Source organism: Kitasatospora sp. NPDC058492, from assembly GCF_042720685.1.
In the GTDB taxonomy this organism is placed as follows: Bacteria; Actinomycetota; Actinomycetes; order Streptomycetales; family Streptomycetaceae; genus Kitasatospora.
On record NZ_JBHXMU010000001.1, the window covers coordinates 112,878 to 138,150 of the forward strand.

Consider the following 25,273-nt stretch of genomic DNA (forward strand, 5'->3'; position numbering starts at 1 on the left):
CCGGCGCGGCGCAGCGGCAGCGCCCCCGCGGCGCCGACCGACCTGAACGTGAGCACGTCAGTACGTCGTCGAACATGCAGGCCAATATGACAGTCAGTCAGGTGAAGGTCCAGGGGCCCCCGGACCAGAGGCCCCCGGCCTACCATCCGCGGGTGATCTGCGAATCGGCCGAGTCGGTGCAGCCGGTGGAGTCGGTGGACACCCACGCCCACGTGTTCCACCGCGGCCTGCCCAGGGCCGACCGCCCCCGCTACGTGCCGGAATACGACGCCCTCCCGGCAACGTACCTGGCACTGCTCGACCGGCACGGCATCGGCGGCGCGGTCCTCGTCCAGCCGAGCTTCCTGGGATCGCGCAACGACTTCCTGCTCGACCGCCTGGCCCGGCACCCCGCCAGGTTCCGCGCCGTCATCGCGCTGGACCACGACCGGCCCTGTCGGCCGGACGCGCTCGCCCCGCTCGCCCTCGACGGCGTCGCGGGCATCCGCCTCAACCTGATCGGCCGGCGGGTGCCCGACCTGGCCGGGCCGCACTGGCGACAGGTGGCCGCGTTGCTGGCCGAGCGCGGGCAGCACCTGGAGGTGCACGCGGCGGGCGAACAGTGGGCGGCGATCGCACCCGCCCTCCGCAGCTGGCCGTCCCCCGTGGTGATCGACCACCTCGGCCTGCCGGGCGCATCCGAGGGCACCGACCGCGCGGTACTGGATCTGGCCACGCGCGACCACGTGTGGATCAAGGCCTCCGCGCCCTACCGCTGCGCCCCCGACGCGCCCGGCCGCATGCTGCAACGCGTGCTGGAGGAAGCGGGCCACCAGCGCCTGCTGTGGGGCAGCGACTGGCCCTGGACCCGCCACGAACACAACAGGACGTTCGCCGACTGCCTCGCCTGGCCGGCCGCGCACGTCGACCCGTCGGTCCTGCACGCCGCCGTCACCGTGAACCCGGCCCGGCTGCTGAACTGGTCCCCCCGGCGAGGAGGGCCTGGAGGCCGGCAGGCAGGCGGCCGGTGAGGGCGCGGGGCGTCAGGGAGTGGCGATGCGCTGGGTGAGGAAGAGGGCGGCGCGGTCGAGTGCCTGGTCGGCTTCGTCCAGGGTGCCGCCGGCGAAGGCCTGGAAGACGTGGGGGGCGTCGGCGGTGATGTCGAGGATGACGTCGACTCCGGCGTCGCGTGCGCGGGTGGCGAGGCGGGTGGAGTCGTCGAGGAGGATCTCGTTGGCGCCCACCTGGATGAGGAGCGGGGGGAAGCCGGTCAGGTCGGCGAAGAGGGCCGGGCTGAGGAGGGGCTGCTCGGGGTCCTGGCCGGCGAGGTACATGGCCCCGGTGTGCGTGACGGCCTCGCGGGTGAAGATCGGGTCGATGCCCTCCTTGGTCGTCATGCTCTCCCCGCTCCGGGTGGCGTCCAGGCCCGGGGAGAAGACCACGATCGCGGCGGGCAGCGGCAGGCCCGCGTCGCGGGCGGCGAGGGCGGTGGTGACCGCGAAACCGCCGCCGGCGGAGTCCCCGGCGAACGCGATGGCGGACGGGTCCAGGCCGCTGTCGAGGAGGGCGCGGTAGGCGCTCAGGTTGTCTTCCAGGCCAGCCGGGAACGGGTGCTCGGGGGCCAGCCGGTAGTCCACCGAGTACGCGTCGAGCCCGGTCTTCGAGACGAGCTGCGCGGTCAGCGACAGCGCGGTCTCGGGAGAGCCGAAGACGAAGCCGCCACCGTGGAAGTACAGGATCGTGCCCGGGCGCGCGCCGTTGTCCGGTGTGACGTGCAGGGCGGGCCGGGCGGCGAGCGCGGTCTGATCGGTGCGGACGTCGTCCGGCACGATCATCGTGTCCATGAGCGCCCTGAACCCGGCGCGCAGCTCCTCGACGGAGCGTTGGCCCTCCGGTCGGGGCCGGCGGAGCATCGCGTCGATCTTGGCGAGCTGTTCCTTGCTCATCTGCGTTCCTCCTATGAAATGGCTTCCTCTACACTATATGCCGTGGAATATACATCGGATGGCGCCGCCGACCTCCAGGGATTCTTCGCGGATCTCGTCCGCTGCGAGACACGCCTGTACAACGCGCTGAACGACCGCCTGCGCGAGCGGCACGGCATCGTGACGTCGCAGTTCGAATTCCTGCGGTTCCTGCGCGAGCACCCGGGGGCCCGGGTGGCCGACCTCGCCGCGGAGTTCGCCATCGGAGCCGGCGCGACCAGCAAGGGCGTCGACCGCCTGGAGAAGCAGGGCTGGATCGTCCGCCAGGCCAACCCGGCGGACCGCCGGTCCTCACTCCTGGCCCTGACCGACGACGGCTCCCAGCTCCTCGCCGCCGCCGAGGCGACCTTCACCGCGGGCCTGAGCGAACTGGTCGAAGGCACCCTCGACCAGTCCACGACGGCAGCCGCCGCCCTGGCCCTCCGCCGGCTGCGCTCCGCGCTCGAACGCGACCAGATCGGCACCCCCACCGGCTGAAAGCCCAAGCCCGGTCAACTGTTCGCCTACGCGCGGCCCGGCGGCGCCGCGCCCTTCCGCCGTCACCTTCGGCGAAGGCCCTGCTGGGGTTGCCTCCGCGGCCGGCAAGGCGCAGGCTGGAACTGTCCCCTGGAAGCCGTGTAGGGCGAGAGCCCCACGGAAAGCAGGGAGCTCGGGAGCATCACCGCCCCATCCGGAGGAGCGGCCCCACCCCGAGCAAACCCGGGTGAAACGAACCGTCCGATCCGACTGCGCACGGACGGAGGCCCCAGCGGGGGTCGCTCTCGGAACAACATCACGCCGCGTCGTACGCGACGCTCCGTCCGGCCAGTGAGCACGGACGGCACCAACGCAAGCATTGCAGGCGTCAAGAACGAGAGTGTAAGTCGCAGGAGCAGTAGAGGCCCCCTCCTGGTAGAGGGGGCCGACGCCTGCGCCGGGCAGGCCTCGACGCACCGCGCGAACAGCGGCACTCGCGGCTGCTTCAAGCCGTCCCCTGTCGGCCTCGGTGTCCGTTCGGGGCAGGGCTCAGCCGTCCAGTGAGAGTGCGTTCTTGGCGTGCGCGACGGATTCGTCCGAGGCGGGCCCGCCGGGGTTCTCAGTGGCCAGGGCCTGGTTGAGGGTGACCAAGGGGCGCATCCGCCGCTCGTAGCGGGCATATGCGGCGCGGTGGTCGCCGCCGGCCCGGGCAAGGCAGTCGGCCAGCACGTGGGCGCCCACGAGGGCCAGGCTGGTGCCCTGCCCCGAGAGAGGGGAAGGGCAGTAGCCGGCGTCTCCGAGCAGGGTCACCCGGCCCCGCGACCACGGGTCCATGCGGATCTGGGCCATGGCGTCGCAGTAGAAGTCGGGGGCCTTCCGGGCGGCCTCGGCCAAGCGGGTCCCTTCCCATCGCATCGACGCGAGCTTGTCCACGACGAGCTGCCGGAGGGCGCCGCCGCCGCGGAGGTCGTGGGTGAGGGGGGCGGACTCGAAGCCGAAGGCGATCCTGAGTTCGGTGTTGTCGCGTACGGGCATGATGCCGAAGCCCGCGTCGCCGTCCCGCAGCCACACCTGCCAGTTGTCCAGGGCGAGGAAGTTGTCCGCGCTGAACACCGAGAGGCAGCTGCCCAGGTGGTGGGCGAAACGCTTCTCCGGCCCGAAGGCCAGGCGCCGTACGGTGGAGTGCAGGCCGTCAGCCCCGACCACGAGGTCGAAGCTGCGGGACGGTCCGTGCGCGAAGTCGACACGCACGCCGGTGTCGTCCTCGTCGAGCGCGGCGATGCTGTCGCCGAAGAGGTACTCGACGCCTGCGCGCGTGTGCTCGTACACCATCCTCACCAGGTCCTCGCGCAGCACCTCGATGTCTTCGCTGTCGAGCCGTCCGCTGCTGAAGGTCGCCTCGGTGGAGCGGTCGACCTCGCGGCCGTCGGGGCCGAGGATCGACATGCCGCGCATCCGGGTCCGTACGCGGCTCGCCTGGTCCAGCAGGCCCATCCGCTCCACGACTTCCAGCGCGACACCGCGGATGTCCACGGCCTGTCCGCCGGGGCGTTGGCCTGGAGCGCGTTCGACGACAGTGGGCGCGAAGCCGTGGCGGCGCAACCAGTAGGCGAGGAGTCCTACCCCGCGGACGCCCCCGAGGATTGGCGTACCCGCATCGAACTGGGCGCCCGGACCCTGTGGAGCCTGTACCGGCAGCACCCGTGGCTGGCCCAGCTCGGTTCCCTCACGCGCCCACTGCTCGTGCCCAATCTGATGGTCCACGGCGAGTGGGTGCTGAGCGCCCTCGACGGCCACGGACTCGACCCCACGACGCTGTTCGACATCCACGTCCTGCTCTACAGCCATGTCCAGGGCCTGGCGGTGCACCTGGAGATGGAGGCGCACGCCGAAGCCGCCACGGGCCAGTCGGAAGACCAGTGGATGGACAGCCGCGCGCCCGCCCTCCAGGAACTGGTGGAATCCGGCCGCTTCCCGGCCTTCACCAAGGTGGTCGGAGCCTTCGAGGACGGCTACGACCTGCGCCTCGACGCGCTCTTCGAATTCGGCCTCAAGACACTCCTCGACGGCCTGACGTCCATCGTCGAAGGCCAGGAGGCTGTCACGGACGGTACCGCCGCGATCGGGGGACCTCACCGTCCGGCGGAACCGCGGCTGCCTGCGGCTGACCGTTGACCGTCATGCCGCCGAAGTCCTTTGCGCGCGCTGCTGCCCGGATGATGAGGTGGCACGGTGACCAACGATGACGAAGCGTCAGCCGTCCGACCGTTGACGCTGGCTTGGGTGCGCCGGCACCTGGAGGTCGGCGAACGGATCGTCGGAATCGAGGCGCTGCACGGCGGCATCACCGCCGAAATGCGGAGGCTGACCATCGGCACGCGGGACGGAGGCACCCGCGACCTGGTGCTGCGGAGTTTCGTCGACCCGTCCTCCGTGGAGCGCGCCGAGGACTGGCTGGGCAGGGAGGCCGGCGCCCTGACCCTACTGGCGGGGACCGGCGTGCCGGCTCCCGCGCTGGTCGCGGTTGATCCGAGCGCCGCGCAGTGCGAGTATCCGTCGCTCCTCATGACACATCTGGCGGGCCGGACGGTCCTCGACGACGAGGGGGTGGAGGCGCGTCTCCCCCTCCTGGCCCGTCAGCTCGTGGCGATCCACGCGCTGCGACCGGCCGAACGGCCCCGGGATTATGTGACGTTGACGACCGCCGACACCGTCGTGGTGCCGAAGGACGCCGACGCGGCGGCATGGGCCGCGGCGATCGACGTGATCCGCAGGCCAGTGCCGCCCGGTGAAGGGCGGTTCCTGCACCGGGACTTCCAACCCGGCAACGTGCTGTTCGACGTACCGCCCCCGGGGCCGGCTGGTGCGCGAATCACCGGCGTCGTCGACTGGGCGGCGGCCTCCTGGGGCCCGGCGGATCTCGACGTGGCGCACTGCTCCACCAATCTCGCGCTGCTGCACGGCCCGGCGTGGGGTCAGCGGTTCGCCGAGGCGTACGAGGAGGCCGGCGGGGTGCTGGCCGCGACCGCGAGCGAGCGGCTGTACTGGCGGGTGCGGGACGGACTGGCGTGCTCGGAGGAGGTGCGGTCGGTGGCGCAGCCCTGGCGGGAGGCAGGGAGGACGGAGCTGACGACACGAGCCGTGGAGCAGCGGCTGGACACCTACGTCACCGCCCTGGTGGATGCCCTGGGCTGAGCCGAGGCGGGCCGGAGCGCGGCCCGGGGTGGCGGGGCCAACCTCGCCCTCAATAGCCATATAAAATTATTTCTATTGAGAATACCTCAATCCTCATATGCCCCTTTCGTCACTGCACACCCAATCACCCTGCACAGGTAGCGGAATTTCGTCGAAGCACTCGACACCGTTCTGCAGTTATGGGACAGTCAATTTGAACCACCTGGTTTTGAGGAGCACAAGTTGCCCGTTTCCAGGAGAATGATCTCGCCCGACGGGCGCATCTGGGAGACCGACGAAATCGTGGCCCGCGTATTCGCCGCCACCGAACTTCTTGCACGCCGTGGCGTCGAACCCGGTTCGCGGGTGATGATGAGCGGGGCCAATTCCCCGGAATGGGTCGTCGCGCTGCTCGCGCTCATTCACCTCGACGCTTCGGTGGTCCTGGCCGATCATCGCGCCACCCCGTCACAGCGGTCGAAGATCCGCGCCCAGGCGCGCGTGGTGCTCGAAATCGGCGACGGTACGGGCCGCACCGCCGCGCCGCGCCCCGCTTCGGACACCGCGGCCGTGCCCGATGTCGCGAGCTGGGCACGGCGCCAGGACGCCGCGATCTCCTGGTCGTCGGGTACGACCGGCAGCCCCAAAGGCATCGTTCGCTCCGGCCGTTCGATTCTGGACAACCTCGCGCTCAGTGCGGAACGCATGGGGTACCGGCCTGACGACGTCTTCCTGCCCATCCTGCCGTACTCCCACCAGTACGGTCTGTCACTGGTCCTCTGCTGGTGGCTGGGCGGAGGCACGCTCGTGGTCTACGGGCCGACCACGCGCCTGGACCATGCGCTCGCGGTCGGCGTCGACCACGGCCTCTCCGTCGTCGACGGGGCCCCGTCGACCTACTACAGCCTGCTCAACCTGCTCGACCGTCGCCCGGCCCTCGTGAACGCGCTGGAGACGGTACGGGCCTGGTGCGTGGGCGGCGCGCCGCTGGGGAGCAGCCTGGCGGCCCGGTTCCACGCCCGCACGGGCCGGCACCTGCTCGACGGCTACGGAGCGACCGAGGCCGGAAACATCGCGCTGGCGCCCCCGACCGATCCGGTCGGGTGCGGCACGCCGCTGCCCGGTGTGGTCGTCGAAGTCCACGACGACCACGGCAGGCCGCTCCCCCACGGCCGGCTCGGCGAGCTCGTCGTCCGCAGTGACGGCCTGATGACCGGCCACCTCGGCGCCGACGGTGAGATCGTTCCGGTTTCGAGCCCCGTTCACCGCACCGGCGACATCGGCCTGGTCGACGACGCCGGCCGCGTCTTCCCGGTCGGGCGCAAGCACGCCGCACACCGTGACGGTCACACGCTCTATCCCGACCACCTTGCCAAGCTGGCCGAGTCGGCCGGCGCGCAGACGGAGGTCGTCGCGGTCCCCGACGCGCGTCTGGGCTGTCGCCTGGTGTTCGTGATCGCGGACCCGGACGCTCACGAGCCCGCGCACTGGAAACGGCTGCTGCGCCCTGTGCTCGCCCGCTACGAGCAGCCCGACCACATCGTCGTGCTTCCCTCGCTGCCCCTCACGAACACGGGAAAGCCCGACCGGGCCGTTCTGGAGAAGATCGCCATGAGCTCGCTGTCCGCATCGCCCAGGACGACCACCGACGGCACCGCGTCCGACCCGACCACCGACCCGACCACCGGTGCGGCCGCCGGTGCGAGCGGCTACCGCATCCCCTTCGCCGACCGGGTCGACGCGCTGCGCGCAGTGCGCCGGTACGTGGCCGACAACGAGGACGCGGTGATGGGAATCCTCACCGAGATCTCGCCCCACCACACCGCCGGCGCGGAGATCCGCTCGTTCCTCGCCACCCTGGACGGAGCTGAGGAGGAGATCCGTCGCGTCCGGCCCGGCTGCGTGCCTCGGGTCGCGGTCTTCATGCCCTCCAACATGCCGCTCCATTCCTACGCGCTCTACATGCTCATAGCATCCCTTTACAGCGAAAGAATCACCTTTCGGCCGTCCTCCGAGATCAAAAGCCAGGTGCAGCGCCTGCACGACCTGCTGGCACCGGTTCACGGCCTGCCCATCAGCCTTTCCGAGCTCAGTCAGCGCAAATTCGTGACAGGGCCGGTACGCGAGGCGGACCTTGTCGTCTTCACCGGCAATTACGTCAATGCCGAGACCATCCGCGAGGGGCTGGCGGAAGACCAACTCCTCCTCTTCTTCGGTAACGGCATCAACCCCTTCGTGATCGCACCCGACGCCGATCTCACCCGCGCCGTGCACGACCTCACGAGGATCCGGCTCTACAACTCGGGCCAGGACTGTTTCGGTCCCGACGTCGTGTTCACGCCGAAGGGCCGCACCGAGGACTTCGTCGACCTGCTGTCCGCCGAACTGGCTTCGCTGCGATTCGGACGGAACGGCGACCCCGCCGCCGACTACGGCCCGATCTTCTACGACTCGGCGCTGGTGAACTGCTCGGGCTACCTGGTGCACCACGCACGTCGCATCCGGCACGGCGGGCGCATCGACCTGCCGTCCCGCAAGATCGAGCCGACCGTGCTGCTCTGGGGCTTCGACGACAAGATCCCCCTCGAAGAGATGTTCGCCCCGGTGTTCAACGTCGTGGCCTATCCCAGCGCGAGGCTGTTGCGTGAGCGGCTGTCGAACCCCTACTTCAGCGAGCGTGCGCTGGGAGCGATGGTCTACGGGAACGATCCGCAGACGGTGGATGTCCTGGCCAGGCGTCACCAGACCTGTGTCGACCACACGCTGCTCGACGCCGAGGACGGCAACCGCCCGTTCGGCGGATTCGGGATGCGGGCGAACTACATCTCCTACGGCGGCGAGCGGCACGCCGAACCGCTGCTCATGTCGCAGGCCGTGGCACAGACCCTCCCGACGGCTGCCCCCGTCACGGTGAGCGGGAAGTGAGCCAGGTGAGCCAGGTGAGCCAGGTGAGCAAACGGTACGCCGACGCGTGGTCCGCGATCGTCGACCTGCTGGTGGCCAACGGGGTGGACACCTGCTTCGGGTTGCCCGGCGACGATCTGGAGCTGCTCCGCGCCCTCGACGCCGCCGGACTGGACCTCGTGCCGTGCCGTGACCAGCGCAACGCGATGTACATGGCGACCGGTTACGCACTGCAGTCGGGCCGGCTCGCCGTGTGCGCACTGGGCAAGGGGCCGGCTGTCACACACGCGGCCACGGGACTGCTCGAAGCGCGGGAGTCCGGTGCACCCGTCCTCGTGCTCGCCGCCGGCGTGCCGGAACGCCGCCGGGGCAGCGGCGGATTCCAGGAACTCGACCAGGTCGCCGTGACAGCGCCGCTCGTGCGGTGGGCACACCGGGTGGGGCATCCGGACCGGGTCGTCCCCGCGACGGTGACGGCGCTGACCCGGGCGTTGGGGCCGCCACCCGGACCCGTGTACCTGGAGGTACCCGATGACGTCCGCACGGCGGAGGTCCTCGTCACCGGAGCGTGGCCGACGCTGCCCGAACCACTGGTCCTCGAATCCGTTCCCGTGACGCCCGGGCCGGCCCTGGCGGCGATCCGCGAGAGCCGGCGTCCGGTGGTGCTGGTGGGCGGCGGAATGCGGCACCGCAACGGCGGCGGCGTGGTCGAGCGCTTCGCCGAACGCCTCGGCGCGGCGCTCTTCACCACCGCGTCCGGCCGCGGTGCCGTCGACGAGCACCACCCGCTGTTCTGCGGCGTGGCGGGCCTCTACGCCGCGGCCCCCGCCCGCGAACTGTGGTCGTCCTGCGACCTGGTGGTATCGCTCGCCGGGCGGCTGGAGGAGACGGTCGTCCAAGGCGGGACACCCTGGCCCCCGGTCGCGGTGGTGCAGGTCAACGTGGATCCGGGCGGCCTGTCGGCCGAGTTCGCGGGCCCGCGGGTGCTCGGGGACGCCCGGCACGCCGTGCTCGGCTGGTCGCGGGCGCTGGAGGAAGGCGGCGAGGCCGAGCGCGCGGCCGCGACCGAGGTGTGGGCGAACAGGATCGCCGACGCCCGCAAGGCCATGTCGCTTGAGGTGGAGGCGGAACTGGCCCGCGCGGCGACGCTGCCGGGGATCCGCATCGCCGAGCTGCTCGCCGAGCTCGACGCCACCGCCGGCGAGCCCCGCGTGCTGGTCCAGGAGAACGGGCTGCAGGACATGTGGTCCTACGGCTTCCCCTTCCACGTCGGTGGCGGGTCCGTCGTACCGTCGGAGCAGACCCCCCTGGGCTTCGGCGCGGCCGCGGCCATCGGGGTCAAGCGGGCCGCCCCGGACCACGAGGTCACCGCGTTCATCGGGGACGGCGCGTTCCTCGCGGCCCGCGCGGACATCGCCGTCACCGCTCCGGCCCACGGCGGCGTGCTGTACGTGGTGCTGTGCAACGGCGGCTACGGCTGGCTGGACGCCCAACGCGCCCGCCTCGGCCTCGACGCCGAACGCCACCCCTTCGCCCGCCCGGGCGCGCCGCCGCCCGTGGTGGACGGTCCGGACGTCCACTGTCGAGTGCTGCGCGACAAGGCCGCGCTGACCGCTGAGATCCTTGCCGCGCGGCGATTCTGCTCCCGGGGAGGCACGGCCGTGCTCATGGTGCCGGTCGCGCCCGACGACATCCTCCCCTGCATCCGCGACGCCGAGGTGGTTCCCCAGTGACGAACGCAGCCGAGGTGGTTCCCCAGTGACGAACGCAGGAGAGCGGGGCGACGCCGGGCGCAGCCGGCCCCGGCGCCAGGTGGTAGTCACCGGGTACGGGGCGGTGACGCCGCTCGGCCACAGTGTCGGCGAGACCTGGACGGCGATGCTCGCCGGCCGCAGCGGCATCGCCACCGTGGACGCGATCGACGTGACCGGTCTCGGAGTCCGGATCGGCGGCCAGGTGCGCGGCTTCACACCCGGCCGCTACATGCCGCCGACGGTCAGCCGCCGCGCCGACCCGTACGCGCAGTACGCCCTCGCCGCGGCGCTGGAGGCGTGCGAGCACGCCGGACTCGTCGTCGACGACCGCCTGGCGCCGCGGGTCGCCGTGATCATCGGCAGTGGCTACGGCCCGGTCGGGTCGATCTACCGCGCCGCGAACATCCTGCGCGACAAAGGGCCGCGGGGCATCAGCCCGTTCACCCAGGTCACCACCGCCATGGACAGCGCTGCCTGCGAGATCAGCATGCGTCTCGGCACCCAGGGGCCCAGCCGGGCCCAGAGCACGGCGTGCGCCAGCGGCGCGGACGCGGTGGGCGCGGGGATGCGCATGATCGGCAACGGGGAGGCGGACGTCGTCCTGGTCGGCGGCGCCGACGCCTGCGTCACCACCGTCGACCTCGCGGGCAGCGGCAACGCCCGCGCGCTGTCCAGGCGCAACGACGACCCGACTGCGGCGTGCCGGCCGTTCGACGCGCACCGCGACGGGTTCGTGATGAGCGAGGGAGCCGCCGTGGTGGTGCTGGAGGCCGCCGAGGTGGCCGACCGGCGAGGGGCGACGGCTCTGGCCGAACTCGCGGGTTACGGAGCGAGTTCCGACGCTCATCACTGGACCGCCCCGCACCCGCAGGGGCGGGGCGCGTGCCTCGCCGTCGAGGCGGCGCTGCGCGACGCGGGGATCACGGGGGCGGACGTGGACTACGTCAACGCGCACGGCACCGGAACGGTGCTGAACGACGCCACCGAGACGGCCGTCCTGCGCAAGGTGCTGGGTGATCGTGTCACCCGGATCCCGGTCAGCTCCACCAAGTCGATGACGGGGCACATGATCGGTGCCGCCGGAGCGGTCGAGCTCGTGGCCTCGATCCAGGTCCTGCGCACGGGTGACGTCCCGCCGACCATCAACTGCGACGAGCCGATCGACCCGGACATCAACTTCGTGCCGCACCGGGCGCAGCACCACGAGCGGATGCGGATCGCTCTCAGCAACTCGTTCGGCTTCGGCGGCCACAATGCCGCTCTCGTGGTCCGAGCGGTGTGAGGGCCCGGCCGTGGACCGCCTCCCGGAGCCGACCCCGAGCGCCGCCGCCGTCACCCGCAGCGGGCCGCTGACCTGGGTCCAGCAGTGGCACTGGTTCGAACGCACCATTCCCGCAGCACGGCGGGTGAACCCGACGCCGCTCGCCGACCACTGCCACGTCCCGCCCCCGGCAACCCTCGCCGACGTCCACGTGGCACTCGCCTCCCTCACCGCCCGTCACGAGGCGCTGCGCACCACGGTCGACCCGCTCCGCCCGATCCAGCACGTCCACCACGCGGACTGGGCCCCGCTGCCGGTCGACCACCTCGACGTCCCCGCCGTCGATGCCGGCACCCTGGAGGCCGCCACCGCGGCGCTGGCCGCCCGCCCGATCGATCCCGAGCGGAATCCGCCCTGGCTCGCCAGGGTGCTGCTCGTGGCGGGAAGGCCGCGTGCGGTCCTGCTGGCCGCCCACCACGTGCTGATCGACGGCTGGGGGCTGGCGGTACTGATCAACCAGTTGCACGACCAACTGCACGATCAACTGCGCGGCGTCGGCGCGCCGGCGGAGGCGCCCGTGCACCCGCTCGACACGGTCGCCGCCCAGCCCCTGGAACGCGCCCGCGCGGCGGAGCGCGAGTGGCTCGCGCGTCGCGCGAGCAATCCGACCGGCGTGCTGGCCCCGTTCGGCGGGGCCGACGACGGCGCCGGGCGCCACCGCCTCCAGCACCGCTCGGTGGGTGCGTACGACGATCTCCACCGCGTCGCCCGGCGCCATCGGGTCAGCCCGGAGGTCGTCGTGCTCGCGGCGCTGGCCCACGACGTCGCCGGCCGCACCGGTGAACACCGGTTCCTCGCGTCCGTGGTCGTCTCCAACCGGGCCCGGGCCGCTCTGCGCAACAGCGTCGGCGTCCGGGCCCTGACGGTTCCGGTGCAGATCGACCTCCGCCCGGGCGCGGCGTTCGGCGAGGTGGCCGCCTCGGTGGCCGCCGCCTCCGCCGCCGCCTACCGGCACGGTCAGTGGCGCCCCGCGGAACTGGTCGCCGCCGAGGCGCGGATGCACCGTCGCCTCGGTGTCGTGACCGTACCGACCATCGAGTACAACTGCTACTCGTGGCCGCGCGACTACCTGGTCCCCGGGTACCTGGTCCCCGCGCACGACACTTTGCCGGACGCGTCCGCCACCTGGATCCGCAGCGCGCCCGACGAGCCCTGCGACACGCTCTACGTCGACCTCAGCCTCGACGCGGGGTTCGTCACCCTCGATGTCACCGTCGGGGACCACCTGCTCGACGCCGGGCAGGCCGTGGCGTTGCCCGTCCGTCTGTGCGCCTTCCTGCGCGCGCTCGCCGGCGGTGCCGAGTGCCCGGTTCCGGCGCGCCCGCTGACACCGGCCGCCTCCGGATGGTGGCGCGCCCCGCAGGGGTGGGTGTGCCCGGCCAAGGTCGAGGACGTGCTGCGCGGCCATCCCGGAGTGCTCGACGTGACGGTGGCGCCCAGCGGGGACGCCGCGGGGCAAGGCGAACCGCACCTCGTCGCACACGCTCGCACCGCCCCCGGTGTCACCCCCGACGACTTGCACCGCCACGTCCTGGACCACCTCGACGAAGTGCCCGGCATCGCGGCCCCGGGCCGCTACGTCCTGTCCCCGGCCGGCCCCGGATCCGGCCGGTCCTCCACCCCCACCACCGACACGGGAACGCTGCGTATCCCGTCTCGCCCGCCCACGACAGACGCCGAACGGGCGCTGGCCGCCGCCGTGGCCGCTGTCACACCCGGCGGCCTGCCGGGCAGCCCCTCCGACAGCCCTGACGCCGTGGACATGAACCGTTGCCTGGCCGACCACGGAGTCACCCTGGTCGCCGTCCCCCGTCTGCTGGCGCTGCTCCACCGGTTCGGCTTCACCGGTATCGCGTCGGACGAACTGGCCGGAACGGCCTCGCTCGGCCACCTTGCCACCGCCCTGGAGCCCTCACCGCCCCGCGCCCATCGTGGAGGAGAGACATCGCCTTGACATCCTCCCCGCCCTGAAGGACGGGGATTCCCCTCAGCCTCGCGGCTGAGCCGCTGCGCGTGAGCGCGGCGGTGGGACCACTTCCTGCTTCATCGACGACCGCCCGCCCGGAGTGCTCCGTTGAGGTCTTACACCGTCTCCACAGGCTGCAACCGCCAGTCCGGCGGCCAGAATGTTGATCGCCGCGTTGACGTCCCGGTCATGGGTCGTCCCGCAGTCACACGTCCACTCGCGGACATCGAGCGGCATCCTGCCCCGCAAGGTGCCGCACGCCGAGCACAGCTTGGACGAGGGGAACCAGCGGTCCACGACCACCAGATCCCGCCCGTACCAGTCGGCCTTGTACTCCAGCATGGACCGCATCTCACTCCAGCCCGCGTCACTGATGACGCGGGCGAGCGTCCGGTTCTTGAGCATGTTCCGGACGGCCAGATCCTCGATCACGATCGTTTGGTTCTCACGAACGAGTCGGGTGGTGAGCTTGTGCAGGAAGTCCCTGCGCCGGTCGGCGATCCGGGCATAAGCCTTGCCGACCTTCAACCGGGCCTTGGCCCGGTTCGCCCCGTCGCCCCTGGCCTTGCGGGCAAGGTCGCGCTGGGCCCTGGCGAGGCGTTCGCGGTCCTTGCGCTCGTGCCTCGGGTTGGTGATCCTCTCTCCGGTGGAGAGCGTCACCAGCGCGGTGATACCGGCGTCGATGCCCACGGCCCTGTTGACCGGCTCGGGCATGGCGGGCCGGTCGACGCACAGCAAGGAGACGAACCAGCGCCCCGCCGCGTCCAGCGACACGGTGACCGTGGTCGGCACCACCCCGTCCGGCAGAGGACGGGACCACACGATGTCAAGCGGCTGACGCATCTTCGCCAGCGTGAGCCGACCGTCCCGGTACCGGAACGCCGAGCTGGTGTACTCGGCGCACTTACGGGACTTCTTCCGCGACTTGAACGTCGGGTACCCGGCCCGCTTCTGCCAGAAGTTGGCGAACGCCCCCTGCAAGTGCCTGAGCGCCTGCTGCAACGGGACGCTGGACACCTCGCAGAGGTAGGCCAGCCCCTCGACCTTCTTCCACGCCGTCAGCATCGCAGAGGTGGCGTTGTAGCCGACCCGCTCCTGACGCAGCGTCCACGCCTCCGTGCGGGCCTGCAACGCCATGTTGTAGACCTTCCGCACGCACCCGAACGTGCGCGACAGCTCAGCCGCCTGCGAATCGGTGGGATAGAAACGGTACTTGAACGCCCGCTTCACATGGGTGGCCGCCACAGATCACACACTATCGCCACCGCGTGCGACCACATGACGGGTCATCACCTACCAGGACCGCACACCGCCTCGACGGCGCCCCGCCCACCCCTGGCCCTCCCCCAGCCCTCGACAGGCGGTACCCCCATGACGGGCGATCCATTTCCTCCCCCGGCCAACGCCAGGGGTATCCACGGAGGTATCCGATGACCGCGTCCCGCACCGCCGGCCCGTCCGCGGACCGCCTGGCCCCGTGGGCCTTCGCCGCCTTCGTCGAGGCGAACACCCACGACACGGCATACCGCCCGCCGGTGGTGGACGGTCCGGTCGGGCCGACCATCGTCCGCAACGGCCGCGAGCTGGTGAACTTCGCCAGCATCAGCTTCCTCGATCTGGAGCGCCACGTCCCGGTACGGCGTCATTTCGCGGAGGGGGCGCTCGCCCACGGCCTGAGCACCAGCGGGTCCAGGATGACCCAGGGGATCTGCCGCCCGCACCAGGTGCTGGAGGCGACGATCGCCCGTCACACCGGCAAGGAACGAGCCATCAGCTTCGCCACGGGGCTCCTGGCCAACATCGGGTTCGTCCACGCCATGAGCAGTTCCGCGCACTTCGACGCCGGGATCGAGGTGCGCAACCACGACACCGTGTTCGTCGTCGACCGCGACGTCCACTGGAGCATCTGGAAGGGCCTCCAGGGACTTGACTACGGCCGCAACGTCCACGCGTTCCGGCACAACGACGTCTCCGACCTGGCACGCGTCCTGGACCGGGCCCGCACCCGCAAGACCGTGGTGATCGCCGAGAGCATCTATTCGGCCGACGGCACCATGGGGCCGATCGTGGAGATCCTCGACGAGTGCGACCGGCACGGCGCCGTCAGCATGATCGACGATGCGAACGGCTTCATGGTCTACGGACCCGAGAACCGTCCCTACGCCCGGGAGGCGGCCGCGATCCGGGAGCGGGCCGACTTCGTCATGGTGTCGCTGTCGAAGGCCATCGGTCTGGAAGGCGGCGCGATCGCCGGGCCGGCGGCGGCCATCGACGCCTTCGAACTGCTCTCCGGCACCTCGATGTTCACGGCCGCCATCCAGCCGCCGACCGCCTACGCCGCCGACCGCACGATCGACGTCCTCGCCCGCACTCCGGGGATCGTCGACGACTACCTGGCGCATGCCGCCCGCCTTCGCCAACAGATGCACGAGGCCGGCACGGCGACGACGCCGACCGAGTCGTACATGCTCTCGGTGCCGATCGGAAGCGACGCCGCCGCCCTGCAGATGCGGGAGTGGTTCGTCGAGGACGGCTACCTCGTCCCCGTCTTCTCCTACCCGGCCGTCTCACGCAACCAGGCGCTCCTGCGCCTGTTCCCGCACGCGGGCCACACCGAGGAGCAGCTGGACGGCTTCCTGCGCACCCTCCTCGCCTACCGGCGACGCCTCGGGCTCTGACGTCCCCGCCGAGGCCAGCCGCACCGAGGCCCGCCCCACCGGGGCTCGCCGCACCGGGGCTCCTCACCGACCGATGATCGACGCCGACCCCATCCCCATCCCCAGAGAGAGGAACCCGTGGTGGACTACATCGACATCCTCAACGCCATTGCCGAGATCGTCGAGGAGGTCCTCGGCATCGACTCCGCCGAGGTGAGCGCCGAGACGTCGTTCACCGACGACCTCGACGTCGACTCCCTGGCCATGATGGAGATCGCCGTGGCGGTCGAGGACAGGTTCGAGGTGAAGATCCCGGACGACCGGGTCACGGGGTTGAGGACCGTCGGCGACGCGGTGAACTACGTCGCCGAGCACCGGTGACCGCCGCCGGGACGGCTCTTCGATGGGGGCACCCACGTCGCATAGTGACACCCGGCGCCGGACCCGCCGGCGTTGCCGGTGGGCCGCCGCCACGCCATGGCTGATGCCCTGTACCCGAGCCCCGGAGAGCCACCGATGACAACGGAGCCGACTGCCCCGCCCCTTCCGCGCGAACCGCTCGGCGATTCGCACCTGCGCCGCCTGATCGTGGGTCAAGGGCTGGCGGCCGTGGTCGATGCTCTGTTCATCGTCTGGCTCACGCTCTTCGTGCTCGACCTGTCGGAACCCGGAATCGCCACGGGGTTGGTTCTGGTGGCCGTGGCGCTGCCGCGAGCGGTGCTCCTGCCTCCTGCGGGAGTACTGGTCGACCGCCTCGGTCCCGCCCGTGTCGTGGCCGGCGCCGCCTGGCTCCGGGCCGCCGTCCTGCTCGCCCTCGGCGCCCTGGTCACCTTCACCTCACCGTCGTTGACGACGGTCGCGCTGCTCGGCGGCCTGCTCGGCGCCGCCGACGCCGCGTACTTCCCGGCGGCCCTGGCGTTGCTACCCGCCGTCGTGCCGACCGACAAGCTCTCCCGGGTCAACGGGCTGGTGCAGGGCGCGGAGTCGGGGGGCGACCTGGTCGGCCCGGCGGTGGCCGCCGGATGCATCGCCGCAGTCGGCTTCGCCGCGACGCTCGGTGGGATCGTGGCGATGGCCGTGTTGGCCGCCGTCGTCCTCAGCACGCTGATCCGGGTGGTACGACGTGGCGAAGGTGCCGGGGTCGACGCCGGTCCGGCCGCCGTCGACGGCGAGCAGTTCAGCAGTGCGCGTGCCCTCGGCGTGGGCTTGGGATACGCCTGGCACGAACCACTGGTGCGAGGGATGCTGGCCGCCATCGCCCTGATCAACATCGCGGTCGTGGGCCCCGTGCTGGTGGGCGGCGCGGTGCTCGCCGATCAACGCCTCGGCGGCGCGGGATCCCTGGGCATCCTGCTCTCCGGTTTCGGTGCCGGCTCACTGGCCGGCTCGCTGATGGCCGGGTGGCGGCCGCCCGCCCGGCGCGGCCGGACCGTGGTCGGCGGTGTCGCGGCGATCGGCGCAGGCATGGCCGCACTCGCCGCCGTCACCCACGTCGTCGCCGCAACCGCCGTCGTCTCGCTGATCGGCCTCGGGTCCGGGTTCCTCGGAGTGGTCGTCGTGGCCACTCTGCAGGAGCGGGTGCCCGAGCAACTGCTGGGCCGAGTGCTCAGTCTCGTCGTGCTGGCCACGGTGGCGTTCGACCCGTTCTCCTACGTGATCGCCGGCGCCCTGCTCCCCTACGGCACGACGGCCCTGTTCCTGGTCTGTGGCAGCGCCGTCCTGGCGTGCGCCGGTCTGGTCGCCACGAGCCCGGCGATCCGCTCCCTGCGTTGACCGTGTCGATCGCCGGTCACCGGGCCCGGCAGAGGCCCCCGTCGGCGAAGATCTGCGCGCGGTCTCGGCACGTGGGTCGAGGCGAGTCTCTTCGAGTGAAAAACCGAGGCAAGGCCGCCTGAGCGGCGCTTCGCCGACTATTGAACTGTCTTCCGACCATATGTTTAACTCCGGCGCTCACAGCGGCGGTGCTCGTGCCCGGAGTGCAATCCCACGTGCCACAGACCACGAAGCCAAGAGGACCAGTCATGCGCTCCACCCGCCGCGCTCTCGCCGCTTCAATCGTGGCGGCCTCCGCCTCAGCCTTCAGCCTGGCCCTCTTCTTCACGGGCGGGACGGCCCAGAGTTCCGATACCACCCAGGTCCGCACGGTCAACGCCCTCGGCACCTCGCAGAGCGAAGCCGAATCATCCTGGTCACCCTCCACCGATCCGGACTCGGACGACTCGGTGCCCCGTTGCTTCAGCTACGGCGGCCCCTACTGCGGCTGGGTGAGAGCCTACTGGGGCGGCTGCGACAGGGACTGGGGCCTGAGCTACGGGTTCAAAGACCCCGACGTGCTCTGCCCCCACGACCCCCGCCCGAGCCCCTCGGCCTCGGCCAGTCCCTCGGCAACGTCGAGCGCCTCCGCCAAGCCCAGCCCCTCCGCCAAGCCCAGTTCCTCCGCCAAGCCCAGTTCCTCAGCCTCACCCAGCCCGTCCGCCACGCCCACCGGCGCTCGGCCACAGCCGGCCCCTCAGCCGTACCCGAGCCGCTCGGACGAGTTCAGCCCCTCGGCCACGCCCAACCGCTCGGACGCGCTCAGCCCCTCGGCCACGCCCGCTTCCTCGGCCGCACCCAGCCCCTCGGCCACGCCCAACCGCTCGGACGAGCTCAGCCCCTCGGCCACACCCAGTCTCCCGGCCACGCCCGGTTCCCCGGCCGCGCCCAGCGCTCCGGGCGAGCTCAGCCCCTCGGCGGAGCCCAGCCCCTTCGCCGGAAGCAGCAGCTCCTTCTGATGAGCCCCGTCAGGCCGTGGGAGAGAGTCGGCGATTCGCCGACCTGATGACGGACCTGGAACTGGACACCTCCTACGGCCACCACCTCCCCGTCGCACCCGCCGACGTGCTCGCCGGCCCGGTCGAGGTCGAGGTGCCCCGAGACCGTGAGGGCAGCTTCGAGCCGCAGATCGTCAAGAAACGCCGGCGAAGGCTGACCGGCGTCGACGAGATGGTGCTGGTCGCAGGTGGGCTGAGCGAGGCCGAGGCGAGGATGAAGGCCGACGTCCGGATTCCCGGGCAGGCCGCGATCAAGAAGCACCTCGACGCGATCGAAGGCGACTCCCGGACCGACGATCCGGCAGACGGGTTCCACGGTCCGCCGGCGCCGTGTCCGCGGTGGCATGAGGTATCCACCTACGCGTTCCAGTCCGCGTTCATCGATGCGGACACGGCGTTCGGGAACTGGTTCGACTCGCCGGCCGGGCCGTCGTGTCGGCCGGGCCGGCGGCTACTCGCGGTTCAAGAAGAAGGGCCGGGCCCGGGCGGAGAAGGTGGGCATGGGGAAGGTCCTTTCCACGTCAGCTGAAGAGGGCTTCGAGCAGTTCCAGGGAGAGCGGGACGTCCGCCAGCCGGTAGCCGGCCGGCGGCTCGCGGTGCATGAGGTGGCGCACCAGGTAGTCCCAACGGCGGCGGGCGACGTAGCCGCTGCGGCCGAGGAAACTGTGCTCGACGCCGGGGACTATCAGCAGGTCGAAGTCCTTGTTCGCGTCGATCAGCGCGTCGACCAGCCGCATGGTCAGATGCGGTGTCACGTTGTCGTCCATGTCGCCGTGGACGAGCAGTAGTTTGCCGACCAGGTTCCCGGCCAGCTCGGTGTTGGACAGCCGGGCCCCGGCGTCCGGGTCGAACGGTCCGTCGTAGGACTCGGCCCACAGCGCGTGGTAGTGGCGGTTGTCGTGGTTGCCGGCCTCGGCCACGCCGACCTTGTAGAAGTCGGGGAACGCCAGGAGGGCGCGGGCGGTGGTGAATCCCCCGCCGGAGACGCCGAAGATGCCGACCCGGTCCAGGTCCAGCCACGGACGCGCCTCCGCGAGTTGGCGCAGCGCCGCGACATGGTCTTCGAGCGCACCCGCGCTGCCCATGTTGCGGTGGGCGTGGTCGTGGAAGGCCTTGTCCCGGCCGGGCGTTCCGCGGCCGTCGACGGCCAGCACCGCGAAGCCCAGCGCCGCCACCGCCTCGGCGTCGTAGCCGTAGGCGCCCGGGTCGAAGGAGGCCGCCACCCGGTGGATCTGCGGGCCCGGGTAGGGGTGGTCGATCACCGGGTAGCGCTGCGCGGCGTCGAAGCCGTGGGGCTTGTAGAGGACGCCGTAGATCTCGGTGACGCCGTCGGCGGCCAGGGTCCTGACCCGCTCCGGCGGCGTCCAGCCGGCGGCCAGCAGCGGTGTGATGTCGGCCTGTTCCAGCTCGACCAGCACGGCTCCGCCCCGGTCACGCACGGTGATCGTCGGCGGGGTGTCGACGGTCGACGCGGAGTCGACGAACCAGCGGCCGTGTTCCGGCGCGGTGATCACGTGGTCCAGATCGTCGTCGGTGAGCTTGGCGATCCCGCCGCCGTCCAGGCCGACCCGGACCAGCGACCGTCGGTACGGGTCGGCCTGGACCAGTCCTGAGACGACGGCGTACGCGACCCGTTCCGCCTCGTCGACGTGCACGATCTGCTGCACCGCGAACGGCCCTCGGGTGAGCTGTTCGACCAGTTCCCCGTCCTCGTAGCGGTACAGGTGCCCCCAGCCGTCGCGCTGGGAGTACCACAGCGTCTCGCGGCCGCCGGCGAGCACGTGCACGATCGGCTTCTGGGTGATCTCCTGCGCGGCCTCCACCCGCGTGTCGCCGTGCTCCTCGACCAGGGTGCGCACCTCGCCGGTCGCCGGGTCGAGTGCGTGCAGCCGCAGCGTCCGGAGGTCACGGGGCTGATCCAGGTAGTAGACGGCCGTGCTGTCCTTGGCCCACCACGCCTTCTTCAGCGTGACAGGTGACATGTAGGGCAGCAGGAACGGGTCGGTCTTGGCGGGTGTCACGGTCCGGGACGCGACGTCGAAGACGATCCACTCGCCGCAGGTCATCGGCTCGCCGGGGACCGGGTAGTGGTAGCTGCGCAGGCGCGGCCGGCCGCCATCCGGCGGGACGGCTTCGACCAGGTGCATCAGGGCGACATCGCTCTGGTCGGTGCGGTGGGTGAGGATGCGCGCCGAGTCCGGCGACCACAGCAGCGCCGGCGGCATGTCCGCAAGACCGAGCTTGCCGAGCAGGTGCGTGGGGACCGCCGCGTCGGGGTGGGCCGCGTAGCTGCGATCCGCGGTGCCGTCGGCGGTGAGCGCGAACTCCTCGCCCGTCTCGGCCGAACGCACCCACAGGTCGTGGTCGCGGCGGAACGCCGCCCACTTCTTGTCCGGCGAGGCGACTTCCAGCGGTGAGGGTTCGGCGTGCTTCTCGTCCCGCGCGCACCGGTAGTCGGCCAGCCGGCAGGTCCAGCGCGCGCCGAACGCGTCGAACGCGACCGTCCCGTCCGCGAACTCGACCGCCCGGAACGGCAGTGCGTACGGCTGGACCGGCTGGCCGGCGGCGGACGCCAGCGCGGCGGCGAGCCGTTCGGGGTCGAACGCCGGCCCCCGGGTCCCGGCGGCGGGGTCGACCAGCACGAACTCGCCGCCCCGCTCGGTCTCGACCCGGTACCAGAACCTCTCGCCGCCGCCGATCCAGACGGGCTTCGCCTTGGCCCGCAGGGCGAGCCGGGATCGGTTGTGCAGCAGCATCCGCTCAGCTCGGTCGTAGGCAATGGCGGGGAGTGCGTTCGTGGACATCCGGCCTCCTGGAATCAGTCTCGATCCAGGAACAGTACAGCGTACGGTACGCTAATGGAACTGCGGTCCCGAACGAATCAGGAACCCCAATGTCATCGCCCAGGCACAAGACAGCGCCCGCTCGCGCACCCCGCGGCACCCTCAGCCCCGAGGCCATCGTCCACGCGGCGATCGAACTGATCGACCGCGACGGACTGGACGCGGTGACCATCCGTCGGCTCGCCGACCACCTCGGCGTCCGCCCGATGTCGCTCTACACGCACTTCCGCGACAAGGACGCGATCCTCCTCGCCGTCACCGCGGAACTGCTGAGCCGATTCCAGTGGCCCGACCCCGACCTCGACGACGTCGCATGGCTCCGGCAGGTGATGCACGCCTACTTCGAGCTGTTCATCACGCACCCGGCCCTCCTGCAGATCAACGCCCCCTCCGACGGAGTCGGCGACGTCGAGGCCCGCATGTCCGAACAGATCTACGCCCGCCTGGCGCGACTGCAGGTCGACCACCGGACGGCGATCGGCCTGCTCGCCACGCTGATCCGCTTCGTCCTCGGCTGCGCCACGCTCTACCCCGTCCGCCGGGTCTGGGACGAGGACCCGCAGCACTGGGAACGGGTCCGCCAACAGTGGGCCCGCCTCCCGGCCGAGGTGTACCCGGCGATGCACGCCACCACCGTCGACTTCCCGACCTTCACCCAGCGGGACGTCTTCGAGTTCGGCCTCGACGCCATCCTCGCCTCGCTCCCACGATCGCCCTGACGCCCTGACGCCGGCGGCGCTCATGAGCTGCTCTTCCGTGATTGGGAGACACACCGGTCACCGGGCGCTGCCCCGTAATCCCGAAAACACCACACTCACAAGCTCGTTGACATCTCGCATGAGCCGTCAGCGACGCCCGTCACGCTTCGTTACCACTGATGATGGGACAGGGCCTCTTCAGGGCCGGGCCGTTTCACCGTCGGTCTGGTTGGGGGGTCAGCTGGCGGGGGTGCCGACGATGTTGGTGAGGTCGACCGCGGCCCACTGACCGTTCGGTTGGAGGGCGGTGAGGTTGATGTGGCCGCCGTTGAGGGAGCTGCGGGAGTAGATGGCGAGGGTGCCGTCGGGGTCGGTGGTGGCGCTGACGGCACCGTCGGTGGCGGGTGTGCCGACCTGGTTGGTGAGGTCGCTGGTGGCCCACTGGCCGGAGGTGTTCTTGTAGGTGATCTGCAGATGACCGTTGGCGGCATTGGCACTGACCACACCGACGGTGCCGTTCTTCTGAACGAACGCGCTGGGCGCTCCGCCCGCAGAGACCGGCGTGCCGACGACGTTGGTGAGATCGGCGGTAGCCCAACTGCCGTTCGGCTGGAGGGCGGTGAGACTCAGATGACCGCCGTCGGCCGAACCGCGGGAGTAGATGGCGAGAGTGCCGTCAGGGTCGGTGGTGGCGCTGACAGCGCCGTCCGTCGCCGGGGTGCCGACCTGGTTGGTGAGATCGCTGGTGGCCCACTGGTCGGAGGTGTTCTTGTAGGTGATCTGCAGATGGCCGTTGGCAGCATTGGCACTGACCACACCGACGGTGCCGTTCTTCTGAACGAACGCGCTGGGCGCTCCGCCCGCGGAGACCGGCGTGCCGACGACGTTGGTCAGATCGGCCGTAGCCCAGTTGCCGGCCGCAAACTTGGCGGTCACCTGAACATGGCCGGCGGCGGTACGGGTGAAGGTGTAGGCCGTGCCGTCAGCACCACTCACCGAACCACCGTCACCCAACGCCGGAACCCACGCCGAACCCGGCGCCGGGTCGTTGACGACGTTCTTGTAGCGCAGCGCCTTGTAGTCGCCGTTCGGGTGCGAGTCGAGGGACGCGGCGTTGATCGAGACGCCGGTCCGGTGCTTCACCGGTGTGCTGCCGAAGGAGTAGTACGAGAAGGTGGTGTGGGCGGCGTCGTCCCACTTCTCGAAGAGGATGACGTGGTCGTAGTACGAGTTCAGGATGTCGCCCGGCATCAGGTCGCTGCGGCTGATCTGGTAGGTGAAGCTGTCCGCGAGGCCCTGCGTGTTGGCGCTGGTGCCGAGGTGCCAGGCCATCGAGACGTAGCCCGAGCAGTCCGTGCGGTAGCCGCGGCCGGAGGAGTCCGGGTACGAGCCGCCCTGGTCGTAGCCGATGTTCTTGCCGTACCAGAACTGGGCGCGGGCGAGGATCTCCGAGCGGGTGATCTGGCCGCCGACCGAGGAGGTCGTCGCCGCGTACGAACTCCCGGCGGTGACGGCCGTGACGACCACGGCACCGGAGGCGGCGATGGCGGCGGCGAGCGTGACGCGCAGCAGCTTGGACGTCTTCGAAGGCATGACGGTGCTCCAGCGGGGAGAGAGGGGTGGGATCGGCCGCGCGTGGTGCTCGGCACACACCGGGCCGTGACGGCTGCCCTCCAGGAGCAGCGGTCGGTGACACCTGGTCCGGTGCGCTGCCCCGGGCAGGTGCTCCCTGGCGGCGGTCACCAGTCTCACCACAGGTCAGGAGCCTCGAAAGGGCCTTCGGCTGGCCTGAATCGGCCCAGGCCCGTTCCGGCCAGCCCGGAGGTTCCGGCGCTCTCCCTCGCCGGACTCGACCCCGCCGGCGGCCCCACCTCGACAGCGCCGGCGGCGCCGCTGGCGCCAACGCCCAGAACGCCTCCGGAGCCCGCGGGGCGACGGCTACGTCCTGATCACCTGGTGACCAGTTCTGCACCAACGGCTCTGTCCCGTCATCGCTGGTGGCGATGCGGGACAGGTACCGCTGGCAGGTCATGCGCCCCTGCCCCGGCCTTGCCCCTGCGGCTGCGGGGGGTTGCCGAGGTTGCCGGGGAAGGACGTCGGGACCGTGGCTCAGCCGAGCGTCAACGACTTGGAGTGGGTCCGCCAGGCCTCGTCCACCGAGACGGTCTCACCCTTGTAGCTGGGGCTCTCGTAGCCGGTGGCCTGGAATCCGGTGAACAGGTTGAACCAGCAGTTGGCGTACGGGCGCACCGAGTAGACGTGGTCCTGGAGCGGGGCGGGGATGTCGAAGGAGTAGTCGGCGGCGTTCCCGTTGTAGCACGCGTGCGGGCCGGTGAAGGTCACCGATTGGCCCCCGAAGAAGAAGTCCTGGTAGATCGTCCCCAGGACCACCAGGTCGGAGAGGCCGGCCGGGCTGTTCAGCTCCTTGGCGAACGCGCTGTCGCGGGCGGCCTCGGCGGCGGTCGGCGGAGCGTCGGCGACCCGCCCGCCGGTGGCATGGCTGATGGCCTCCCGGTAGGTGCCGAAGCACTGCGCCTGGCCGCCCTGCGCGTTCACCACGCAGTGTCGGGTCGAGTCTCCGGCCGTCGTGGGTCGAGCGACGGCCGTGGCCGCGCCGGACAGGGACAGTGCGATCGCCGTCGCCGCGAGGACGGCTCCGATGCGCTTGAGGGAGCGTGCCATGGTTGATCAACTCCTGGGTCGAAGACCGGCGCCTTTCGGCCGGT

Annotated in this window: 19 protein-coding genes and 1 pseudogene; 13 read left to right on the top strand and 7 right to left on the bottom strand. The window is 71.1% G+C overall.

Annotated features, from left to right (window positions below; genetic code table 11):
• Nucleotides 1-152: 152 nt before the first annotated feature.
• Complete coding sequence (locus ACFWPI_RS00465; protein ID WP_380375767.1) at nucleotides 153-1,010, top strand: amidohydrolase family protein; 858 nt, start codon at nucleotides 153-155, stop codon at nucleotides 1,008-1,010.
• Between the two features lie 12 nt (nucleotides 1,011-1,022).
• On the opposite strand, the gene ACFWPI_RS00470 is transcribed toward ACFWPI_RS00465, so the two are convergent.
• On the bottom strand, nucleotides 1,023-1,925 hold the full coding sequence (locus ACFWPI_RS00470) for an alpha/beta hydrolase (protein ID WP_380375769.1): 903 nt from the start codon (nucleotides 1,923-1,925) through the stop codon (nucleotides 1,023-1,025).
• Nucleotides 1,926-1,967: 42 nt separating this feature from the next.
• On the opposite strand from ACFWPI_RS00470, the gene ACFWPI_RS00475 reads away from it, so the two are divergent.
• Nucleotides 1,968-2,441, top strand: a complete 474-nt coding sequence (locus ACFWPI_RS00475) for a MarR family winged helix-turn-helix transcriptional regulator (protein WP_380375771.1) — start codon at nucleotides 1,968-1,970, stop codon at nucleotides 2,439-2,441.
• Between the two features lie 528 nt (nucleotides 2,442-2,969).
• Here ACFWPI_RS00475 and ACFWPI_RS00480 read toward each other — a convergent pair.
• Nucleotides 2,970-4,064 (bottom strand): FAD-dependent monooxygenase, encoded by a 1,095-nt coding sequence (locus ACFWPI_RS00480; RefSeq protein WP_380375801.1) that lies wholly within the window; start codon nucleotides 4,062-4,064, stop codon nucleotides 2,970-2,972.
• Here ACFWPI_RS00480 and ACFWPI_RS00485 point away from each other — a divergent pair.
• The 6 genes from ACFWPI_RS00485 (at nucleotide 3,972) to ACFWPI_RS00510 (ending at nucleotide 13,527) form a co-directional block, all read left to right on the top strand.
• The gene (locus ACFWPI_RS00485) at nucleotides 3,972-4,595 is read left to right on the top strand and encodes a TetR/AcrR family transcriptional regulator C-terminal domain-containing protein (RefSeq protein ID WP_380375773.1); all 624 of its coding nucleotides are present in this window, start codon (nucleotides 3,972-3,974) and stop codon (nucleotides 4,593-4,595) included. The two genes, ACFWPI_RS00480 and ACFWPI_RS00485, sit on opposite strands and share 93 nt — an antisense overlap.
• 57 nt (nucleotides 4,596-4,652) lie before the next feature.
• The gene (locus ACFWPI_RS00490) at nucleotides 4,653-5,615 is read left to right on the top strand and encodes a phosphotransferase family protein (RefSeq protein ID WP_380375775.1); all 963 of its coding nucleotides are present in this window, start codon (nucleotides 4,653-4,655) and stop codon (nucleotides 5,613-5,615) included.
• A 240-nt stretch (nucleotides 5,616-5,855) separates the two neighbouring features.
• Nucleotides 5,856-8,519, top strand: coding sequence for an aldehyde dehydrogenase family protein (locus ACFWPI_RS00495; RefSeq protein WP_380375777.1), 2,664 nt, complete (start codon nucleotides 5,856-5,858; stop codon nucleotides 8,517-8,519).
• Between the two features lie 23 nt (nucleotides 8,520-8,542).
• Nucleotides 8,543-10,231, top strand: a complete 1,689-nt coding sequence (locus ACFWPI_RS00500) for a thiamine pyrophosphate-binding protein (RefSeq protein ID WP_380375779.1) — start codon at nucleotides 8,543-8,545, stop codon at nucleotides 10,229-10,231.
• A 25-nt stretch (nucleotides 10,232-10,256) separates the two neighbouring features.
• Nucleotides 10,257-11,534, top strand: a complete 1,278-nt coding sequence (gene fabF, locus ACFWPI_RS00505) for a beta-ketoacyl-ACP synthase II (RefSeq protein ID WP_380375780.1) — start codon at nucleotides 10,257-10,259, stop codon at nucleotides 11,532-11,534.
• Nucleotides 11,535-11,544: 10 nt separating this feature from the next.
• Nucleotides 11,545-13,527, top strand: coding sequence for a condensation domain-containing protein (locus ACFWPI_RS00510; protein WP_380375782.1), 1,983 nt, complete (start codon nucleotides 11,545-11,547; stop codon nucleotides 13,525-13,527).
• A gap of 33 nt (nucleotides 13,528-13,560) precedes the next feature.
• On the opposite strand, the gene ACFWPI_RS00515 is transcribed toward ACFWPI_RS00510, so the two are convergent.
• Nucleotides 13,561-14,784, bottom strand: coding sequence for an RNA-guided endonuclease InsQ/TnpB family protein (locus tag ACFWPI_RS00515; protein WP_380375783.1), 1,224 nt, complete (start codon nucleotides 14,782-14,784; stop codon nucleotides 13,561-13,563).
• A 185-nt stretch (nucleotides 14,785-14,969) separates the two neighbouring features.
• Between ACFWPI_RS00515 and ACFWPI_RS00520 the strand changes: the two genes are divergently transcribed.
• The 3 genes from ACFWPI_RS00520 (at nucleotide 14,970) to ACFWPI_RS00530 (ending at nucleotide 17,969) form a co-directional block, all read left to right on the top strand.
• Entirely contained in the window at nucleotides 14,970-16,217 is a 1,248-nt protein-coding gene (locus ACFWPI_RS00520) for an aminotransferase class I/II-fold pyridoxal phosphate-dependent enzyme (RefSeq protein WP_380375785.1), read from the top strand.
• A gap of 117 nt (nucleotides 16,218-16,334) precedes the next feature.
• Complete coding sequence (locus ACFWPI_RS00525; protein WP_063351933.1) at nucleotides 16,335-16,577, top strand: acyl carrier protein; 243 nt, start codon at nucleotides 16,335-16,337, stop codon at nucleotides 16,575-16,577.
• A 135-nt stretch (nucleotides 16,578-16,712) separates the two neighbouring features.
• Complete coding sequence (locus ACFWPI_RS00530; protein WP_380375787.1) at nucleotides 16,713-17,969, top strand: MFS transporter; 1,257 nt, start codon at nucleotides 16,713-16,715, stop codon at nucleotides 17,967-17,969.
• A gap of 736 nt (nucleotides 17,970-18,705) precedes the next feature.
• Here the strand turns inward: ACFWPI_RS00530 and ACFWPI_RS00535 are convergent.
• Nucleotides 18,706-18,876: a hypothetical protein gene (locus ACFWPI_RS00535; RefSeq protein WP_380375789.1), complete on the bottom strand. Its 171-nt coding sequence runs from the start codon at nucleotides 18,874-18,876 to the stop codon at nucleotides 18,706-18,708.
• Nucleotides 18,877-19,058: 182 nt separating this feature from the next.
• Here ACFWPI_RS00535 and ACFWPI_RS00540 point away from each other — a divergent pair.
• Nucleotides 19,059-19,214, top strand: a pseudogene (locus ACFWPI_RS00540) (transposase); the annotation flags it as partial.
• A gap of 313 nt (nucleotides 19,215-19,527) precedes the next feature.
• On the opposite strand, the gene ACFWPI_RS00545 reads toward ACFWPI_RS00540, so the two are convergent.
• Nucleotides 19,528-21,810, bottom strand: coding sequence for a DPP IV N-terminal domain-containing protein (locus tag ACFWPI_RS00545; protein WP_380375791.1), 2,283 nt, complete (start codon nucleotides 21,808-21,810; stop codon nucleotides 19,528-19,530).
• Nucleotides 21,811-21,899: 89 nt separating this feature from the next.
• Here ACFWPI_RS00545 and ACFWPI_RS00550 point away from each other — a divergent pair, with 89 nt between their 5' ends.
• Nucleotides 21,900-22,568, top strand: coding sequence for a TetR/AcrR family transcriptional regulator (locus ACFWPI_RS00550; RefSeq protein ID WP_380375793.1), 669 nt, complete (start codon nucleotides 21,900-21,902; stop codon nucleotides 22,566-22,568).
• 216 nt (nucleotides 22,569-22,784) lie between these two features.
• On the opposite strand, the gene ACFWPI_RS00555 is transcribed toward ACFWPI_RS00550, so the two are convergent.
• A complete protein-coding gene (locus tag ACFWPI_RS00555; protein WP_380375795.1) occupies nucleotides 22,785-24,140 on the bottom strand; it encodes a hypothetical protein in 1,356 nt (451 codons plus the stop codon).
• Nucleotides 24,141-24,656: 516 nt separating this feature from the next.
• The gene (locus ACFWPI_RS00560) at nucleotides 24,657-25,229 is read right to left on the bottom strand and encodes a hypothetical protein (RefSeq protein ID WP_380375797.1); all 573 of its coding nucleotides are present in this window, start codon (nucleotides 25,227-25,229) and stop codon (nucleotides 24,657-24,659) included.
• Nucleotides 25,230-25,273 lie beyond the last annotated feature (44 nt).